Source organism: Mesorhizobium sp. LSJC280B00, from assembly GCF_000502835.1.
GTDB lineage: Bacteria > Pseudomonadota > Alphaproteobacteria > Rhizobiales > Rhizobiaceae > Mesorhizobium.
The window spans coordinates 61,427-80,596 of record NZ_AYVL01000029.1; the positions used below are offsets into that span (position 1 = coordinate 61,427).

General features: G+C 59.4%; 19 protein-coding genes. 14 read left to right on the plus strand and 5 right to left on the minus strand.

The window, feature by feature from the left end; all coding sequences use genetic code 11:
• The first annotated feature begins 13 nt into the window (after nucleotides 1-13).
• From X773_RS68000 to ccoS, 9 genes are all read left to right on the plus strand, one after another.
• A complete protein-coding gene (locus X773_RS68000) occupies nucleotides 14-760 on the plus strand; it encodes a Crp/Fnr family transcriptional regulator (protein ID WP_023679626.1) in 747 nt (248 codons plus the stop codon).
• Between the two features lie 604 nt (nucleotides 761-1,364).
• Nucleotides 1,365-2,996, plus strand: a complete 1,632-nt coding sequence (gene ccoN / locus X773_RS68005; protein ID WP_023679627.1) for a cytochrome-c oxidase, cbb3-type subunit I — start codon at nucleotides 1,365-1,367, stop codon at nucleotides 2,994-2,996.
• A complete protein-coding gene (gene ccoO / locus X773_RS68010; RefSeq protein WP_023679628.1) occupies nucleotides 2,987-3,718 on the plus strand; it encodes a cytochrome-c oxidase, cbb3-type subunit II in 732 nt (243 codons plus the stop codon). The genes ccoN and ccoO overlap by 10 nt, the downstream gene beginning before the upstream one ends.
• Before the next feature lie 11 nt (nucleotides 3,719-3,729).
• Nucleotides 3,730-3,879, plus strand: a complete 150-nt coding sequence (locus X773_RS68015; RefSeq protein ID WP_023679629.1) for a cbb3-type cytochrome c oxidase subunit 3 — start codon at nucleotides 3,730-3,732, stop codon at nucleotides 3,877-3,879.
• Between the two features lie 2 nt (nucleotides 3,880-3,881).
• Nucleotides 3,882-4,745 carry a cytochrome-c oxidase, cbb3-type subunit III gene (ccoP, locus tag X773_RS68020; RefSeq protein ID WP_023679630.1) on the plus strand — a complete coding sequence of 288 codons (864 nt, stop codon included), beginning with the start codon at nucleotides 3,882-3,884 and terminating at the stop codon, nucleotides 4,743-4,745.
• A gap of 132 nt (nucleotides 4,746-4,877) precedes the next feature.
• The gene (gene ccoG, locus X773_RS68025) at nucleotides 4,878-6,437 is read left to right on the plus strand and encodes a cytochrome c oxidase accessory protein CcoG (protein ID WP_023679631.1); all 1,560 of its coding nucleotides are present in this window, start codon (nucleotides 4,878-4,880) and stop codon (nucleotides 6,435-6,437) included.
• The gene (locus X773_RS68030; protein WP_023679632.1) at nucleotides 6,434-6,931 is read left to right on the plus strand and encodes a FixH family protein; all 498 of its coding nucleotides are present in this window, start codon (nucleotides 6,434-6,436) and stop codon (nucleotides 6,929-6,931) included. Before ccoG ends, X773_RS68030 begins: the two co-directional genes overlap by 4 nt.
• Nucleotides 6,928-9,177: a cation-translocating P-type ATPase gene (locus X773_RS0139305; RefSeq protein WP_051406234.1), complete on the plus strand. Its 2,250-nt coding sequence runs from the start codon at nucleotides 6,928-6,930 to the stop codon at nucleotides 9,175-9,177. The genes X773_RS68030 and X773_RS0139305 overlap by 4 nt, the downstream gene beginning before the upstream one ends.
• A gap of 36 nt (nucleotides 9,178-9,213) precedes the next feature.
• On the plus strand, nucleotides 9,214-9,366 hold the full coding sequence (ccoS, locus tag X773_RS68035; protein ID WP_023679633.1) for a cbb3-type cytochrome oxidase assembly protein CcoS: 153 nt from the start codon (nucleotides 9,214-9,216) through the stop codon (nucleotides 9,364-9,366).
• Between the two features lie 288 nt (nucleotides 9,367-9,654).
• Here the strand turns inward: ccoS and X773_RS76750 are convergent, their stop codons facing one another.
• On the minus strand, nucleotides 9,655-10,008 hold the full coding sequence (locus tag X773_RS76750) for a hypothetical protein (protein ID WP_156937443.1): 354 nt from the start codon (nucleotides 10,006-10,008) through the stop codon (nucleotides 9,655-9,657).
• 320 nt (nucleotides 10,009-10,328) lie between these two features.
• Between X773_RS76750 and X773_RS68045 the strand changes: the two genes are divergently transcribed.
• Entirely contained in the window at nucleotides 10,329-10,700 is a 372-nt protein-coding gene (locus tag X773_RS68045; RefSeq protein ID WP_156937444.1) for a hypothetical protein, read from the plus strand.
• 900 nt (nucleotides 10,701-11,600) lie between these two features.
• On the opposite strand, the gene X773_RS79155 is transcribed toward X773_RS68045, so the two are convergent.
• The 3 genes from X773_RS79155 to X773_RS0139310 all read right to left on the minus strand — a co-directional run bounded on the left by X773_RS79155 (nucleotide 11,601) and on the right by X773_RS0139310 (nucleotide 13,906).
• Nucleotides 11,601-11,732 (minus strand): hypothetical protein, encoded by a 132-nt coding sequence (locus tag X773_RS79155; protein ID WP_023679638.1) that lies wholly within the window; start codon nucleotides 11,730-11,732, stop codon nucleotides 11,601-11,603.
• Nucleotides 11,733-12,146: 414 nt separating this feature from the next.
• The gene (locus X773_RS68060; RefSeq protein WP_156937445.1) at nucleotides 12,147-12,797 is read right to left on the minus strand and encodes a hypothetical protein; all 651 of its coding nucleotides are present in this window, start codon (nucleotides 12,795-12,797) and stop codon (nucleotides 12,147-12,149) included.
• Complete coding sequence (locus X773_RS0139310; RefSeq protein ID WP_031212638.1) at nucleotides 12,794-13,906, minus strand: MBL fold metallo-hydrolase; 1,113 nt, start codon at nucleotides 13,904-13,906, stop codon at nucleotides 12,794-12,796. The genes X773_RS68060 and X773_RS0139310 overlap by 4 nt, the downstream gene beginning before the upstream one ends.
• 493 nt (nucleotides 13,907-14,399) lie before the next feature.
• On the opposite strand from X773_RS0139310, the gene ubiM reads away from it, so the two are divergent.
• Together ubiM and X773_RS68070 are read left to right on the plus strand one after the other, a co-directional pair.
• Nucleotides 14,400-15,581, plus strand: coding sequence for a 5-demethoxyubiquinol-8 5-hydroxylase UbiM (ubiM, locus tag X773_RS68065; protein ID WP_023679643.1), 1,182 nt, complete (start codon nucleotides 14,400-14,402; stop codon nucleotides 15,579-15,581).
• A 303-nt stretch (nucleotides 15,582-15,884) separates the two neighbouring features.
• Complete coding sequence (locus X773_RS68070) at nucleotides 15,885-17,792, plus strand: bifunctional diguanylate cyclase/phosphodiesterase (protein WP_023679644.1); 1,908 nt, start codon at nucleotides 15,885-15,887, stop codon at nucleotides 17,790-17,792.
• A gap of 95 nt (nucleotides 17,793-17,887) precedes the next feature.
• Here the strand turns inward: X773_RS68070 and X773_RS68075 are convergent, their stop codons facing one another.
• Entirely contained in the window at nucleotides 17,888-18,169 is a 282-nt protein-coding gene (locus X773_RS68075) for a DUF2285 domain-containing protein (RefSeq protein WP_023679645.1), read from the minus strand.
• Nucleotides 18,170-18,274: 105 nt separating this feature from the next.
• Here X773_RS68075 and X773_RS68080 point away from each other — a divergent pair, with 105 nt between their 5' ends.
• Nucleotides 18,275-18,508 (plus strand): helix-turn-helix transcriptional regulator, encoded by a 234-nt coding sequence (locus X773_RS68080; RefSeq protein ID WP_023679646.1) that lies wholly within the window; start codon nucleotides 18,275-18,277, stop codon nucleotides 18,506-18,508.
• Nucleotides 18,509-18,661: 153 nt separating this feature from the next.
• Entirely contained in the window at nucleotides 18,662-18,889 is a 228-nt protein-coding gene (locus X773_RS68085) for a hypothetical protein (RefSeq protein ID WP_023679647.1), read from the plus strand.
• Nucleotides 18,890-19,170 lie beyond the last annotated feature (281 nt).

Sequence of the window (19,170 nt, forward strand, 5' to 3'; positions counted from 1 at the left end):
GTAGAGCAATCGAATGACATTACGGCAGGACATTCACAGTTCCGGCATTCCCGTTCTTTGCCTGTCTTGCGAGGCACGGCACCACGGTGTCTGTGGTGCGCTCGAACCAGACCATTTGGCTCAGCTCGCCAAGACGTCGTCGCGGCACAATATCGAGCCGGGGGTCGAACTGATCGGCGACGCCGAGGCGGTCGACTGTTATTCAAACCTGCTTTCAGGCGTGGTGAAGCTCACGAAGAGCCTTTCGGACGGCCGCCAGCAGATCGTCGGTCTCCAGTTCGCGCCGGATTTTCTGGGACGGCCCTTCAAGATGAAAAGCGCGATCAATGCGGAAGCGGCAACAGCTGTCTCGCTATGCTCGTTTCCGAGAGCGGCCATCGAACGAATGATGAAGGAATCACCAGAATTTGTGCATCGCCTGCTCAAGCAGGCGCTGAACGAACTCGACGAGGCACGCGAATGGATGGTGACTCTGGGGCGCAAGACCGCACCGGAGAAGGTGGCGAGCTTTCTCCTCATGATCGCCCGGAACATCGGTTCCAGTGTTGACCCGGCGGCTAGGTCGGCGTGCTTCGAGCTGCCGATGACGCGTGCCGACATCTCTGATTTCCTTGGAATTACAAACGAGACTGTGAGCCGTCAGCTGACCAGCCTGAGAATGGACGGCGTGATTCGGATCGAGAACAACCGCCGTGTCACCGTGGACAGCATGAGCCGGCTGGAACGGCGCTGCGGCGGCCGAGGCGCAACCGCCCTTTGAATGACACCGAAGCTGCATGGCCTACGTCACTTACTTCGTTCGGGGCAGGGCATGCTCGCGTTGGGCTTAGAAGAAGTCGCATAGCGATAGCCCGCTCTCCATCCGATCGCATGAGCCAGGTGCGTTTCGGCCAACTCGTCGGCGAAGCATCCATCCTCGAGGTGCTCGACGTGCAACCGGCTGTTCCAGGCAGGATCGCACTCGGCCGAAGTCAATACGCCTCATACGCAGGGGAAAATCGCCGTTCCCCCGAACCATGAATGTCACGAAGGCAGCGCAACGCTGGCGCTGGCTGTCCCAAGGCATTGAAACGATCGACGTTCGGCAAGGCATCGGCCTACTTTCCAGCGTCACAGAAGGCGCGCTTCCCACACGCCCGCGATCGCCTCCATACCCGGCCAGACTGGGGACACCGGGCCTGTCCATAAGCGTGGCGGCCGGTGCTGCGCTTCCACATTCGATCGCCACAGTCTGATCGCACCGAACTCGATGCTGCTCGAAGCAAAATCGTGCGGCTCTGACATGGATCAGGGCGAGCAGGCCACGGCTGCGCAATAAGGCACTGCGGTTTGGCGCCCGCCGGAATTGGAAATCGGGGCTTGCGATGAAATTCGGCACAGAGATCGTCCTTCTAAGCCTGTTTGCGTTTGCGGCCCTGGTGGCTGCCGGCTTCGGCGTAGATGAACCTTTTCGCCGGCATATGTGGGTTTTGTTCTTCGCGGTGGCTGGCTTCACTGCGATTCTGTTGCGCAACACGGAGTTCAAGCCGACAGTTCCGATCGACCCCGCCGCTTACATGGATGGGCCGATCCGCTACGGTGCCATCGCCACCGTATTCTGGGGCGTCGTCGGCATGCTGGTCGGCGTGGTCATCGCCCTGCAGCTCGCCTACCCGGATCTCAACATCCAGCCCTGGTTCAATTTCGGCCGACTGCGGCCGCTGCACACATCCGGTGTTGTGTTCGCTTTCGGCGGCAACGCGCTGATTTGCACGTCTCTCTATGTGGTGCAGCGCACCTGCCGCGCCCGTCTGTTCGGCGGCGATCTCGGCTGGTTCGTGTTCTGGGGCTATCAGCTGTTCATCGTCATGGCGGCAACCGGCTACCTGCTCGGCATCACCGAGAGCCGCGAATACGCCGAGCCCGAATGGTATGTGGACCTGTGGCTGACCATTGTCTGGGTCGCCTATCTCATCCTGTTCCTCGGCACGATCCTGAAGCGCAAGGAACCGCACATCTATGTCGCCAACTGGTTCTACCTTGCCTTCATCGTGACCATCGCAATGCTGCATGTGATCAACAACCTGTCGATGCCGGTCTCCTTCCTGGGCTCCAAGAGCTATTCAGCCTTCTCCGGCGTACAGGACGCCCTGACGCAATGGTGGTACGGCCACAATGCCGTCGGCTTCTTCCTCACCGCCGGCTTCCTCGGCATGATGTATTATTTCGTGCCCAAGCAAGCCAACCGGCCTGTCTATTCCTACCGGCTGTCGATCATCCACTTCTGGGCTTTGATCTTTCTCTACATCTGGGCCGGTCCGCACCACCTCCACTACACCGCCCTGCCGGACTGGGCCCAGACGCTCGGCATGGTGTTCTCGATCATGCTCTGGATGCCCTCGTGGGGCGGCATGATAAACGGCCTGATGACGCTCTCGGGCGCCTGGGACAAGCTGCGCACCGACCCGATCATCCGTATGATGGTGATGGCCATCGCCTTCTACGGGATGTCCACCTTCGAAGGCCCGATGATGTCAATCAAGGCCGTCAACTCGCTCTCGCACTACACCGACTGGACCATCGGTCACGTCCATTCGGGCGCGCTCGGATGGGTTGGCATGATCTCGTTCGGCGCGATTTATTTCATGGTCCCGAAGTTATGGAACCGCGACCGGCTTTATTCGCTGCGGCTCGTCAACTGGCACTTCTGGCTGGCGACGCTTGGGATCGTCGTTTACGCCGCGGTGATGTGGGTCTCCGGCGTCATGCAGGGCCTGATGTGGCGCGAATACAACGAGCAGGGCTTCCTGGTCTACTCCTTCGCCGAAACCGTCGCGGCCATGCATCCCTACTACATCATGCGTGCCATCGGCGGCGCGATGTATCTGTCGGGCGCCCTCATCATGGCTTGGAACATCGCCATGACCATCCTCGGCTACCGGCGCGAGGAGGATCCGATGCCGCGCTCCATCCCCGCCCTCCAGCCTGTGCGATCAGGAGCCAGAAAATGGGCTTGATGGACAGACACGCGGTCATCGAGAAGAACGCCACACTGCTTCTCCTCGGGTCCCTGCTGGTCGTAACAATCGGCGGTATCGTCGAGATCACGCCGCTCTTCTATCTCGACAACACCATCGAGAAGGTCGAAGGCATGCGGCCCTATTCGCCGCTCGAGCTCGCCGGGCGCAACATCTATGCGCGCGAGGGCTGTTACCTCTGCCACAGCCAGATGATAAGGCCGTTCCGCGACGAGGTCGAGCGCTACGGCCACTATAGCCTGGCGGCCGAGTCGATGTACGACCACCCGTTCCAGTGGGGCTCGAAGCGCACCGGGCCGGATCTCGCCCGGGTCGGCGACCGCTACTCCAACGCATGGCATGTCCAGCATCTCACCGAACCACGCTCCGTGGTGCCGGAATCGATCATGCCGGGCTATGCCTTCCTGAAGGACACACGGATCGAAGTGAAGGATTTCTCGACGCATCTGATCGCCAACAGCCGTGTCGGTGTGCCCTATTCAGACGACATGATCGCTCATGCCAATGCCGATCTCATGGCGCAGGCCGATGCGAATGCCGACACATCGGGCCTGGAGAGACGCTATCCAAAGGCCAAGCTTGGGGACTTCGACGGCGATCCGCAGCAGGTCACCGAAATGGATGCGCTGGTCGCCTATCTCCAGATGCTCGGCACGCTGGTCGATTTCAAGACCTATGACGAAGCCGCCGGTTACCGCTGAGGAGAATGGCGATGACCTACAATTTCATGCGGGAGTTTGCCGACAGCTGGGGCCTGCTTGCCATGGCGCTTTTCTTCCTCGGATGCGTTGCCTTTGCACTTCGTCCCGGCAGCCGAAGGCAAGCCGAGAGAGCCGCTCACATTCCTCTCAAGGACGACTGATCATGGGCAGCGAGCATATCGACGAGGTTTCGGGCATCTCGACGACCGGCCATGAGTGGGACGGCATCAAGGAACTCAACAACCCGCTTCCGCGCTGGTGGGTCATCACCTTCTACATCACCATTGCCTGGGCGATCGGCTACACCGTCGTCTATCCGGCATGGCCGATGCTGACTTCCGCGACCAGGGGTGTGCTGGGGTATTCGAGCCGCAAAGACGTCAAGAATGAACTGGCGGCGGCCGAAGTGGCCAAAGGCAAATATGTCGCTGCCATTCAGGCGAAGACCGTCTCCGAGATTACTGCCGACGATACGCTACGCGACTTCGCCGTCGCCGCAGGTGGCGCCGCGTTCAAGGTCAATTGCGTGCAGTGCCATGGCTCGGGCGCTCAAGGGTCCAAGGGTTTTCCCAACCTAAACGATGACGATTGGCTGTGGGGTGGCAACGCCGAACAGATCCAGCAGACGATTGCGCACGGCATCCGCTTCGCATCAGACCCGGATACGCGCCTGTCGGAAATGCCTGCTTTTGGCGACATCATCACGACGGATCAGATCAAGCAGGTCGGCGCCTATGTCGCAAGCCTCTCCGATCCTGTTCAGGACACAAGCCTGATCGAACTCGGCGCCAATGTTTTCGCCGAGAATTGTGCGGCCTGTCATGGTGAGAATGCAAAGGGCAACAGGGAGCTCGGCGCACCCGACCTGACCGACGCGATCTGGCTATACGGGTCTGGCGAAACAGCCATCGCCGCGCAGGTCCGCGCCCCGAAGCTTGGCGTCATGCCGGCCTGGATCGGGCGTCTCGGCGAGATCAAGGTCAAGGAACTCGCGGTCTATGTCCATTCGCTTGGCGGCGGAGAATAGGAACGCAAGCCTATTCTCGTCCTCCCCCCAACCGCCAAGCGACGAGGCCCGGCGCGAGCCGGGCCTCGGCATCATCCAGAAACCGATGGGTCGGGCTTCCGGCGAAATCGTCGCTGGTGACTGGAGCTTCTCGTGCTCGATAACACGCAAATAGAACGGCTCGAAGCCGATGCGGTCAACTCCGCCAGGACCCGTCAGCCGCTCTATGCCGCACGCAACAAGATCTTCCCGAAGCGGGCCTCTGGCAGTTTCCGCCGCTTCAAGTGGTCGGTGATGGCAATCACGCTGGGGATCTACTACCTGACGCCCTGGCTGCGGTGGGATCGCGGGCCATTTGCCGCGGACCAGGCCGTGCTGGTCGATCTTGCCAACCGGCGTTTCTACTTCTTCTTCATCGAGATCTGGCCGCAGGAATTCTATTATGTGGCCGGCCTGCTGGTCATGGCCGGTATCGGCCTTTTCCTGATCACATCCACCGTCGGCCGGGCCTGGTGCGGCTATACGTGCCCGCAGACCGTGTGGGTCGATCTGTTTCTGGTCGTCGAGCGAGCCATCGAGGGCGACCGCAACGCGCGCATCAAGCTCGATGCCGGTCCCTGGACTGCGCGCAAACTCGTGGTGCGAACATCGAAACACGCCATTTGGCTGGTCATAGGCGCGGCGAGCGGCGGCGCCTGGATTTTCTATTTCGCCGATGCGCCGACGCTGGTTGGGGAACTCTTCACCGGCACGGCAGCGCCTATCGCCTACATCACCGTCGCTGTGCTCACAGCGACGACCTATACGTTCGGCGGGCTGATGCGCGAGCAGGTCTGCACCTATATGTGCCCGTGGCCGCGCATCCAGGCGGCCATGCTCGACGAAAGTTCGCTCACCGTCACGTACAATGACTGGCGCGGCGAACCGCGCACGCGCCACACCAAGAAGGTCCAGGCCGCCGGACAGTCAGTCGGCGATTGCGTCGACTGTAACGCCTGCGTGGCTGTCTGCCCGATGGGGATCGACATTCGCGATGGCCAGCAGCTCGAATGCATCACCTGCGCGCTCTGCATCGACGCCTGCGACGGCGTCATGGACAAGCTCGGCAAGGAGCGCGGCTTGATCTCCTACGCGACACTCTCCGACTACAATGCCAACATGATGCTGGCGACCGCGGGCGGCGCCTGTTCGGTCAATCCGTCATTGGTCAGGACCGCTGACGGCCTGTTTTCGGACAGGGTGGCGCATTTCCATGTCCGCAAGATCTTTCGGCCACGCACCTATGTCTACATGGCCATGTGGTCGCTGATCGGCCTGGGTCTGCTCTTTTCGCTGCTGACGCGCGACCGGCTCGAGATCAATGTTTTGCACGACCGCAATCCACAATTCGTGACGCTGTCCGACGGCTCGATCCGCAATGGCTATACCGTCAAGCTGCTGAACATGATCCCCGAACCAAGAACGATCGTCGTCAGCATTGGGGGTTTGCCAGGCGCAGAGATGAGCATCGTTGGTGTCGACCTCCCTGCCGATCGCTCTTTTGCGATCCAGGTCGAACCCGACCGGCTGAAGATGCTCAAGGTTTTCGTGCGTCAGCCGGCAGATCAGGTTCGGGGTGCAGCGCAAAGCTTCAAGTTCCGGGTCGAAAACAAGGCGACGTTCGAGTCGGACGAATACACGGCCACTTTCAACGCACCGGAGAGCGCCAGATGAGCGACACCTCGCGACAATCCCGCGAATTCACCGGCAGGCATATGCTGTTCACCATCCTTGGCTTCTTCGGCGTGGTCATAGCGGTCAATCTGACGATGGCGACGCTTGCCAACACAAGCTGGACCGGCCTTGTCGTCGAAAACACCTATGTGGCGAGCCACCAATTCAACAAAAAGGCCGAGCAAGGGCGAGCTCTGGCAGCCCTCGGCTGGACTGGCAAACTGACCATCGCAGGCGGTGAGGTCCGCTACAGCCTCACCGATGCTGTCGGCAAGCCGGTTGCCTTGCATGGCGTCAAGGTGCTGTTTCGTCATCCCGCCTACGAGGCCGAGGACAAATCCGTCACTCTTGCCGCTGCCTCCGGTCAGATATTCGCCGGGCACCACATGCCCAAGGATGGCGTCTGGATCGTCGAAATCGACGCCGATGCGAGCCTTGCGGAACCCTATCGCGACGTTCGCCGGATCATGATTTCCCACGGGGCGCTGCAATGAGCTGCTGCGCGCCAGGCGCCGAAGTGGCTTTGGACCTGGAAAAGGTCACACTGGTCCTGCCTTCTGGCCAGGAAATCAGACTGGCGAGCCGCTCGATTGGCGAAAATCTTCGCCAGACCGACCTCTCGGTGCCGGCTGTGCATTGTGCCGCCTGCATCCAGACGATCGAGACGGCGATCGGCAAGCTGGATCGCGTCGAAGGCGCTCGTGTCAATCTTTCGACGAAACGTGTTTCGGTCCGGTGGCGCGGCGAGGAGGTTCCGCCATTCGTCGCCACACTTGGACGGCTGGGCTATGGCGCGCACCTGTTCGATCCCGAGGCTGACGGGAAGGACAAGATGCTCTCGGAACTGATCCGCGCCGTCGCGGTCGCCGGCTTTGCGGCGGGCAACATCATGCTGCTATCAGTCTCCGTCTGGTCCGGCGCGCAAGGCGCGACCCGCGACCTGTTCCATTGGGTCTCGGCCTTGATTGCCATTCCTGCGCTCGCTTTCGCCGGCGGCATCTATTTTCGCTCGGCCTGGAATGCGCTGCGCCACAGCCGCATGAACATGGACGTGCCGATCGCGGTCGGGGTATCGCTGGGCTATGCGATGAGCCTCCATGAGACGATCACCCATGGCGACCACGCCTATTTCGACGCGTCGGTGTCTCTGCTGTTCTTCCTGTTGATCGGCCGCACGCTGGATCACGTGATGCGCGCACGCGCCCGCACCGCCGTGAAAGGCCTGTCACAACTGGCCGCGCGTGGCGCCATGGTGCTGCGCGACGGTGGCGCACGCGACTATCTGCCGGTTGGCGAGATCGAACCGGGCATGCTGTTGCTGATAGCGGCCGGCGAAAGGATCCCCGTCGACGGCAAGATCACGCGTGGGACATCGGACGTCGACTGCTCGCTGGTTTCGGGAGAGAGCACGCCCAGAAGCGTGGCTCCAAACGATGCCGTCCAGGCCGGCGTGCTCAACCTTACCGGCCCGCTGACCATCGAGGCGACAGCCGCCGCGAAGGATTCGTTCCTGGCGGAAATGGTTCGGCTGATGGAAGCCGCCGAGGGCGGTCGCGCACATTACCGCCGCATCGCCGATCGCGTTTCAGCACTCTATGCTCCAGTTGTTCATCTCACCGCCTTCGTGACATTCCTTGGCTGGATGGCGGCAACCGGCGACTGGCATCGGGCGATAACCATCGCCATCGCCGTTTTGATCATCACATGTCCGTGCGCGCTCGGGCTCGCCGTGCCGATCGTCCAGGTGGTCGCCGCGCGGCGGCTGTTCGAGAACGGCATCATGGTCAAGGATGGTTCGGCCATGGAGCGCCTGGCAACGATTGATGCAGCGGTGTTCGACAAAACCGGCACGCTCACGCTCGGCCAGCCCCGTCTCGTCAATGCGGCCTCGATCGATCCGGCCATGCTGACGATTGCGGCCGACATGGCCGCGCATTCGCGTCATCCCTTTTCAAAGGCCATAGCCGGTCTTGCCGCTGGCGGCGGGCAGCACAAATTCGATGCCGTCACCGAGCATCCGGGGTTCGGTATCGAAGCAACTGACGTCGGAAGTATCTGGCGGCTGGGCAGACGCGGATGGGCTGGATGGAAGGCCCGCACAGGCGGCGAAGGCAAACATGGCTATGGCGGGACGGTCCTGACGAAAGACGGGATCGTTGTCGCGACCTTCAATTTCGAGGATGCGTTGCGTGCCGACGCCAAGGCGGCGATCGAGCGATTGAACGATGCCGGGATGTCGGTTCAGATGCTGTCGGGCGATAGCGCGGCCGCCTGCCGCGAAATCTCGAAAATGCTGGGTATCGATGACTTCGTTCCGTGCCTGCTGCCGTCCGGCAAGGTCGAATGCATCGAAACCCTGGCGAAAGAGGGACACCGGGTTCTGATGGTTGGCGACGGCTTGAACGACACGCCTGCGCTGAGCGCGGCGCATGTTTCGTTCGCGCCGGCCACGGCCGCCGACATTGGCCGCAATGCGGCGGATTTCGTATTCCTGCGTAAAAGTCTTCTGGCGGTCCCACTTGCTTTAGACATTTCGCGGAAGGCCGGACGGCTGATCCGGCAGAACATCGCCCTCGCGATCGTTTACAATGGCATCGCCGTGCCGGTCGCCATCCTGGGGCACGTTACGCCACTCATTGCGGCGGTCGCGATGTCCGCCTCGTCCCTCCTGGTCATCGGCAATGCGCTACGCTTGCAAGGTTTCGTGTCAAATGCATCGGTGCAAGATGCCCGACAATGACAGGCACTCCGACATTGGCGCACTGGCACAATCCTCATGACGACGCTCGCCTACCTCATACCTGTGGCCCTGTTCCTCGGAGCGCTTGGGCTGGCCGGGTTTCTGTGGGCCTTGAGGAGCGGCCAATATGAAGATCTCGATGGCGCCGCCGAGCGGATCCTGATCGACCGCGACGAGCCACGCAGCTGAGCCAGCCTGCCCTGCAACGACTCGCTCGAATATTTTCCCCGGTTGCTTCGCCTCATGCCGATTTCGGCGCGCGACGGGTGCGAACGCATCAGCCAGAATACGTTGCCGAACTTTCGGCCAGGAAAGTGCTGCGTTTGTGCCGCTTCGCGCATTGCTATTTTTCCATACGTTTCCATATAATTCAATAAGTTAGCGGGCAGAAGACTGGTCGAGGCAAAACGTATCGAAGCCGTCTCAAAGGCCGCTGGCGACCCTGTAACCGTCCGCAGTGTCACCGAGGCTTACATACTAGAACGCGAGAAGGTTGAGCGCGCTCGCGGCGCTCGCCTTGATGCCGGCAATCGTATGCGAAAGCACATTCTGTCCGACGCCGCTATTGCTCACAAAGAATTGCATTGCTTGACGGAAGCCGACCTGCAGGATTGGCGCGGCCGTTTGCCTGCCAATTTCGCCCGAGCAACCGTGCTCCGCGTTAACAACGACTTCAAAGCTGCCCTGAATGCGGGCGTCAGCAAGCACGCACGGCGGCTTCAATCCTTGAATGCCTCTCACGTCGGCGTCGTCGTCAAGAACGGCTTGGCTGCGACGGATGCGGTTTCCCCCGTTGCCCGAGATAAGATCATACGCACGGCGGACCCGCACGCCTCCGGTAGGCTCTGGCTGTCCGGCACAATTCATCTATCGGGCGACGAGCCGCGCATGGAGAGTGTCGCGAGCACGCGCCTGCACTGACTCCTTAGCATTCGGGGATTCTAGACCTCCGTTTGTATATCGCAAACTAAAAATCAGTATCGTTTGCATATCGCAAACAACATGGGAAGATATCTCCCGCCATCACCTGATAAAACGTGGCAAGCTCGTTTTGTACTTGATTTGCGAATGGATTTGTCGAAATGTGAGTGAGCCGGCGAGTGATAGAAACACTCGCCGGCTCTAACCACAACCAAAGAGGACGCTTCGATATGGCCGTCACCCAAAATATAGAATTGCCCGAATTCAGCAAGTTGATCTTGGCCGCAGCCAGGCTCGCTAAAGTCGGTCAAGACCAAGATCTTGGCGAACCAATCGACGTCAGGACCGGCGGAACCTATCGCACCCGAGGCGGCCTCTGTGTCGGGCCGCTCCGCCCTTTTCGAGACGAGGAGGACGGCGCCCACACCGATGCCGCCGGGCGTTCCGCATGGTTCTTCGCCCCAGGTATCGGCGCCTATGACCGATACGGCTGCATCCTGTCCGGCGAGATCCCGAAAAGCCAGTTGGACTGCGTCGCCCCGTGGCCTCGCCAACCTCTTGATATTGATCTAGAATTCTCAAACAAGAAAATGCAGACATGATCGCTTTCGAAACCGGCAAGACCTTGACCGCCGAAACGTAACAATCTCAATCTGCGAGCTTTTTTCCTTTCAAGAGCGACATTAGCTCTTGCTTCGTCAATCCGTTGATTGACATATAAAGAGTGTGACTCTTCTTCTCAACCAGCGTGTCCCTACAGCCCTTGCTGCAGGTTTTTGCGGTGGCATCCCAAGACGCATAGCAGCGCTTGGGGCATGTTATGCTGCAAGAGTCTTTCCCCGTATCGCACGTATCAGCATACGCCGCCGTAGGTAACAAACCCGTTGCGGCGACAAGTAGGATCTTGCCGTAAGCTTTCATTGCAGACCCCTTTTCATCTCGGAAACAAGCCATAATACAAGCCGCAACTAAATTAGTAAATAGAAAAGCACTACCAAAGTAACAGGTCACGCAATTCCGGGTGTCTCGCCGACTTTTCAGTAGCGTAAACCTGTGTAGACCGGCGTTAGCCGGCGCAGTGCCGTAGGCGCGGACTATCCCGTTGGCCTTGCCTTGGCAGGGGTAACACGGGCGCTCACACTTGCTATCGCAGATCATAAGTGCGACCTCGGCGGCCGTTGGCTTCGCCGAGGCAGTCAACAGCTTCAATCCGACGAATAGTGCGGTATCCGGGGAGAGCGTGACCCGCTTCCCCGCGTTGGCGCGCACCATGATAAGCGCGGGCTAGTTCGGCCTCCTCAGCCCATCGCCTCGGCATTCTTCACCGTATGAATTTATTCCTGCGCTAGAACGGAATAGGAACATCGGTCAAGGCCGAATTACCACTGGGTGACGTCTATGCCGCCGTCCGGCTGGAACGTGACACGGTAGGAGAAGTCGGCGAAGACTTTGTCGGTTCCATCGTCGGACCGCAATGCACCTTGACGACATCGCCTCCGGCATCAGGCCGTTTCTTCTATGCGCTCGGCGAGCGGGTTGTCGTAGCTGGCGTTGGTGACGGTGACGCGTTCGAACTCGAAAGCCGCCGCCGAGCATGCCGAAAGGGCGAGCGCCACGACGGCAAGTGCAGACATAAGAAATGTGTATTTCGACCACGAACCTTGAACACCAAGTCATATGATCCCGCTGGTGTCATCACCTTGGCCGGCGACGAATTCACGCCATCGGTAAATTGCAGGGTCCGGTGGCGGGCGCCGGCATGGGGAGCCACACAACACATCGCCAGGCTCTTCAATGTCACTGACGGTGTTGTGGTCGCCTCCGGCTCTAGCGCGGTGGCTGACACCAGCCCTCACCAACAAACCGACTCGTTCGGATGGGGAACCGCTCTCGCCGGCAAGGCGCACCGCGTCGAGCATTGGTGTTCGGGAACCAACAACACGGCCGGGTTTGGACTAGCCGCCGCCTCCGGCGAGTCCGAACTCTTTACCAGCGTCGAGGTTTGGAGGACGGCGTGAGGGTAAGAGGAGCCTATACTACCCGGAAATTCAAACCGTCTTCGCTGCGTGGCGCGCCAGCACCGTTGTTACCAACCGGACACCATAGGTTGCCGCCGAGTGGCGAACAACCAAGAACTGTAGCAGCAGAACGGCGCAATAGATAAACGACACCCTCAGGGACTGCACCATGAAAACCGCTGCGGTCCCAAAGCCGAAAAGAAACAGGAACGAAAAAGCGGCGTAGTCGCGAGTAAACAGAAATTCCCTGTGAGCATGGAGGATTGCGGTCTCTGACTCGACGTCTTTGTAAAACCGATACCACAGGCGATTTTCGTCACCCGGTGTTCGGGGGAAAGTATCTCCCAAAGAGTCTTTCAGTCGAGACATATCGATGCGAGGATCTGTCGGCCCGTGGCTGCTAAAGGCTCGATGTCCAGGCAATGCAAAGTGCCATCGAAGAAACACCAAGCGGGCTTTCGCAGCGGCGTTCAGAAGGCCGTTTGCGACTGATGTAACAATGAGAGCTAGCCCGACCGGAAGAAGGTTTGCGGCCCCCACCAGCAGGCCCTTGATGCCGGAAACCGCAAGAGCGTCAGACTGTGCCACCCCATAAAACAAAGCAAAATTCGCGGCAATCGTAAGCCAAAGCTGCCAGCGGGTCTGATCTTTCAACGAGCGCGGCGGTCCACCTGTGCTCACGTATATTCCTCGACCTGTGTGTAGAAGGGCAGGCCTTCCGCCACGCTATATCCAGGACGTGCCGGGAAGCCTCCCCAATGAACTTTGCTGCCTCCCTGTGTCGCAATGATGAGGCCGCCACGGCGCTTAAATGCGTTGAGAACCATGCGACGTGGATGTTTGGCGTCATCCTTGGGTGCTGAAACGTACGCCGAGAAGCGATACGCTGCGCCTTCCGGCTGCTTCTCCCCCAATAGTTTGGTCAGAACAGTCGGCCCCACATTGCGGCGACTTCCGTGATGCGGGATTTGCACAAAGGTGAACTGCTGAAGGGGCAGGCCCACGCTTTCTGCGTAACTAGCTGTCCACCAAAGACCGCTCACACCCGTGTCACCGGTTAGCAAAACGCGGGCGTTGTTTTCGAAGGCGCCATAAAGCACGACGCTAGACTCGTTGCTTGCGCTGGTGATGCCTCCATCCTTCAATCGCTCGTTATCCCACGTTTCCTCGGTCCAGCCCTGCAATGCTGCTTTCGCAGCTTCAAAAATCTTGTGGGTCAATGATTCCTTCCCAATCCAAATATGGGCCGCTTCGATAGCGCCCTGATCCGGGTCGGGTGTTTTTTCGAATTGTGGGAGCAGGTAGTTGTAAGTAGCCCTCTTTGGTGAGCACACCCGGAATGGACCAATGTCGGCACCTTGAAACGGAAAGAAAATATTGCAGCCAGCTTCGACAGCTAGATCGTAGATTTCACTGATCGTCCCGTATTCGGCTTTGACAGCCGCCTTCAGGCCTTCCGGAGTCCATCGCTTATCTGAAAACAGGTGACGGGATTCCTCGGCGAGCAGCCATGGAATATGCATCCAGAGATTTCGCACAGGAATTTCGCTCAAGACGGTGCGCAGCCCCGACGCGTGGTCCGCATCGGAGTGCGTCAGCACTACATGCTCAAGCACAGGAAATGGCCCAAACTGCTTCTTGAGGTGCGCGACGATGTTGTCTCCGGTTTCGGCATGGCCACCGTCGACCAAGATCAAATGATAATCGGCAGCGTCGCCATAACGCACTACAATGGCGTCACCGGCTTTGGAGCCGGAGCCAACCGGCAGAAACTCAACCTCACAATGCATCTGGCCCCCCAAGCACTCATATAGGAGCCAATTTCAACGTTCGGCTATCTGATTCCATCAATCTCCACCCAAATCCACCGTTTTCCACATAACAAATTTTAGATGAATCTTAGACGAGTTTGCGGAAAATGCAGCTAAGTGATTGATTTTGCTGGTGCGCCAAAGGGGAATCGAACCCCTGTTACCGCCGTGAAAGGGCCGCACCGAAGGGGAAGCCCGCCATTCCATGATGACCTGACCAGACCATGGCGTGGCGATCGACCAGTCGACCGTGAACCAGCGGTTGCCGCGTTTATCGAGCCTGGTTGATCCAGATCAGGGTTATCTCTTCGTCGGCATGGTTTCATTGACCATTTTTCAACGGAGAACGGATGTCTAACGGACGGTTAGGTCGCGTGGAGACGCTTGGGGACATGAGCCGCAAACCGTGGATCGATTGCGATGCGCTCCAGTGCTCTTCGTCGCAGATAGCCGACGCTATGGCGGCACGCTGATGGCCGGCTCTGTCGATAGATTCGACGTTATTGTCGTCGGAGCCGGGCCGGTCGGACTTTCCTTCGCCGCATCGCTTGCCCAGAGCCGACTCAAGGTGGCAGTGGTTGAACGGCAGTCGCTCGAAAGCCTGGCGAATCCGGCTTTCGACGGTCGCGAGATCGCGCTGACCCACGCATCGGTTGGAATCCTTCGCGAGCTCGGCGCCTGGGATGCCATCCCCGCTTCGGACAAATCACCGCTACAAGGCGCGCGCGTGCTCAACGGATCGAGCCCTTTCGCCCTGTGCTTCGATTCTCCCAGCGGATCTGCGGAACCACTCGGAATTCTGGTCCCAAATTGTCGGATCCGCGCCGCCCTGTTCAAGATTGTCCGCTTCCAGGGTCATGCGCAGCTGCTGTGCGGCCGCTCGGTCGTCAATGCAACAACCAGCCACAAAGAAGCAGTCATAAGGCTCTGTGATGGCAGGCAATTGGCCGCTCGGCTGCTCGTTGCAGCGGATTCGCGTTTGTCCGCGACGCGCGACCTCCTCGGCATTGGCGCCGCGATCAATCGGCTTGGCAACTCCATGCTGATTTGCCGGGTGAGGCACGAGCGCGCCCATCACCAGATCGCGGTCGAATGGTTCGATCACCATCAGACGATAGCGATGTTGCCGCTCATGGAAGGCGTGTCGTCGCTGCTTCTCACTTTGCGCTCAAGCGAGGCCGACAGACTGCTTGCTCTCGACGACGATTTGTTCCTCATGGAATTGACGAGCCGGTGTCGAGGACGCCTCGGAGAGATGACCTTGGCAAGCACCCGCCATGCCTATCCGCTGGTCACGACCTGGGCGCACAAGTTCTGGGCTCCGAGTGCGGCACTGATCGGCGATGCTGCCCTCGGCATGCACCCGGTGACCGCGCATGGCTTCAACATCGGCCTCAGTGGCCAGAAGCAACTCGCCGATGGAATCCTGGCGGCATATCGCGAGCGCCGCGACATTGCTGATCCCGACATGCTCGGCAGATACGAAAGCCGGCTGCGTCTGTCGGCGGCACCGCTCTATCATGCTACGAATGTACTTGTCGGTCTCTACTCAGGCGAGCACCCGGCGGCACGGCTTGCAAGACATGCGGGGCTTCGCTTTGCCCAATATCTTCCCTTTATCCGCCATGGCATTTCGGCCATGCTCAGGCGGTGAATCGCAGGCAGCGCTGCCGCTCTGGAACGCTATCTCGGCCCGGCTTCCTTTTGTCTCGCCGGGCGCGTTGATGCCGTTGGCAGGGCTGCTTCCATGGTGACGTTGCCGATCCTGGGATGATTCGGATCAAGGCACGCGTGCGGGCAAGAGCTCGATGGTCAGACGGCAAGGCCAAGAGCAGACGTGCGCCCCGAAGACATGGTGAGCGCACTGGTTACCCCCCGCTGGATAGTTAACCCGTCCTTCAGTGGGCCTGCGTAAGCTTGTCCTCGCGAACAACGATGGGAGCAAGCTGGTCCGTCCATGGCCCCGAAGAAAGTAGACACGCTGGAGGCCAAAATCCGTCAGGATCAGCTTGCTGACCTGAGGACCGGCCTCTTCGTGTCGATGCCGATAAGCGGTATCCTGTCAGGCCTGATTTGGGCGGTGCACGCCCTTTCTGGCAGCGGCTTTGCCGCTGCAATCTGGTTCCTGGTCGTCAATGCGATAAATGCCGCCCGCCTTGCACTCGCGCGTTATCAGCTAAAGGAAACGGGGCGCCATGACGGTTTAGTGGGGGTTTTGCCGCGGCTTCGCTGGTTTGGCATCCTTGCCCTTCTGGCAGGGTTTGCCTGGTCCTTCCTGGCCGTCCTGACTGTTGGATACACGACACCTCAAGCACCGCTGCATCTGGTCATTCTGGCGGGCATTTCCGCTGGTGCGGTTACATACGGCAGTTCGTATGCCGCGGCGGCGACCAACTTCATCACACCTCCGCTCCTCATCACGGTGGGATGCCTTTTGGCGAAAGGCAATTTTGAAGACTACATTCTGGCTTTTACCGTTCTGCTTTTCATGGGCGGCTTGGTTCGAGCTTCGTGTGTTGGGCAAGCACGGTTCCGCGAAGCGAGCCGCCTGAGGCATGAGGCCGAGCGGCTTGCGGCGGAGATGAAGGCCAGTTCCAGGCAGGACCACCTGACGGCCCTTCTCAACAGGCGTGGCCTCGAAGACGCAATCGGACGTTTCGAGACCGCGGATGGCCCCTTCGTGGCAATGCTGGTTGATCTGGACGGGTTCAAATCCGTCAACGATACCTACGGTCACAGGACCGGTGATGAACTGCTTGTCAGGATCGCCCGCCGCATAGAGGAGGAAGCACCGGAAGGCTCAACGCTCGCTCGTATCGGCGGCGATGAATTCGTGCTGTTTTTTCCCTCAACGAGGGTTTCGCTTTCTGCCAGTGATCTCGCCTCCAATATCATAGCCAAAATTGCCCGACCCTATATCGAGGTCGCGTCCGTCCGTGTCGGGGCATCGATAGGAATATACTTGGCGCAGACGCCGGGCCTGACGGAAATGTTGTTGCGGGCGGATATCGCCCTTTATACGGCCAAGCGTCGTGGCAGGAACGAATTTTGCCTGTTCGATGCCGAACTCGACAGGGAACTGCAACGCCGCCAGTCCGTCGAACGGGACCTTCATTCGGCGATAAAGACGAGAAGCTTGCAACCTTGGTTCCAGCCGATCGTGAAACTCGACACCGAGGCCGTGGTCGGTTTTGAAGCCTTGCTGAGGTGGTCCCATCCGACTCATGGCGCCATCTCTCCACCCGAAATCATCACAGCTGCACGCGAAACCGGAATGCTTCAGCTGCTGACGCAAACCGTATTCGCCGACTGTTGTGCTTTTATCGACGGCTTGGTGAAAGCTGACTGTCGTGATCTCCGTGTGGCGATGAATATTTCGCCGCGCGAACTGGAAGCCGGCGATATCGACGACATGGTTCTGGATGGTCTGGCGGCAAGAGGTCTCCCTGCAACGATGTTCGAGATCGAGATTACCGAAGAATCCCCGGTTGACCCGGACAGAGTGGATGAAAAGCTCGGACGGCTTTCACATGCCGGCATTTCCATCGCGCTCGATGACTTCGGCACCGGCTTTTCCACGTTGGCATCGCTCAAGGACAGTCGGATACGCAAGGTGAAAATAGACCAGGGTTTCATTCGCGGCTTGGCCAAGTCCCGAGAGGACCGACTGCTTGTCAAATCGGTCATCGATCTCGGTAACATGCTCGGGATCGAGGTCATGGCCGAGGGCGTCGAAACAGAGGCGGATCGGCAAACCCTGCACAAGCTTGGCTGCAGGACCGCTCAGGGCTTCCTCTTCTCCAAGGCGGTGCCTCTGAGCCAAGCACTAGAAATGGCAGTCAAACAGCACGCGAACCAGTTGTGACCGCTCCCGCCGCGCCGTCTCTCGCGGCCGTGCGCTCATGAATGGCGGGTATCTGAACTTCCTTGTTTGAAGAGCATGACAATCCGTGCTGTGCCTCAGCCGGCGAACAGTTCCTTGTAGCCAGTCGTCACCATCCAGTTCGCACGGTCGATATGGCTGCGAAGAGCCTTGCGGGCGCGGACCGGTTCAAGGGCCGGGTCGATGCCGAGAATGAGATCGGCCATCTCCTCTTCGCTGGCATTGTCGGCGCAGGCATCCAGGATCCGCAGGTAGATCGTGAAATGCTCCCTGTCGTAGGCCGTCAGGCTCTCCGACCAGGGGACTTCATCCCTCAACGTTGAGCTTCGACTCTCATCTGTTCCCATTGGTCGATTCATGCCTGCGAACCTCGCCTGTTGAGCGCCCGCAGCATATCCCAAAATGGGATAATCCGAAACCGGGATTAGTCGCTGATCCGGTCTTTACCCGACCGGTTCGCCTACATGCCCAAGTCTCTTCGATCGCCCCGCCACCAGCGGTTTCTGGCCCAGTTGGTTTCCCTGCGCAAGGCCAAAGGCCTGACTCAGGCGCAGGTGGCCGAGAAACTTGATCGTCCCCAATCCTTCGTGGCCAAGTACGAGGGTGGAGAGCGGCGTCTCGACGTCATCGAGTTTCTCGACTTAACTGCGGCGCTTGACGCTGATCCGTGCGAGATTCTGTCCAGCCTGCGGTCCTAGCGGGCGCCCGCGCACCAACGGCTCGCGCCGGTGCCGTGAACCGAGCGCGCTTTTCTTCGGCAAGCTGCCATTCCGCTGCGGGTGGGTCTTTACCCGGCCATGCTGATATAGGATGATAATCCTAGGTGGGGCGATTCCTCAATGGAGATCGCAATGGCTAGGACCAAACTTTCCAAGCAGCTTTCACAGGCTGAAATCGAGCGCTTTCTGGCGGAGGCGGAACGGCTGCACAAGAGCATCGTCCAGCCGCTTCTATCACCTACCAGCAACCATTACCTGGCTCTCCAACGCACCCATGAAGCGCTGTTAAAGACGGTGAAGGATATCACGGGCAAGGATGCGCCGTTCATTCAATGGTTCGGAACAGGACCGGTGAATTAGACCCGACTTGTAGACTCCAGGCTGCAAACGTCGCATTCTCTCTTCGGAGGGAAGGGGCGTGGGCAACCGTCGCTATCAAGACAACTCCTGGCTGGCTTTCTTGCCTTCGAATCGACCCTGCCGCTGTCGGCTGCAACATCAAAGCCAATATCAGCTACAAAACGGGCGAGCGCATCTATCATGATCCCGGACAGGAATATTACTGGGACACGCGCCTCAACCTGTTGAAAGGCGAGCGCTGGTTTTGTTCGGAGGAAGCCACGCAAGGCGGCATGGCGGAA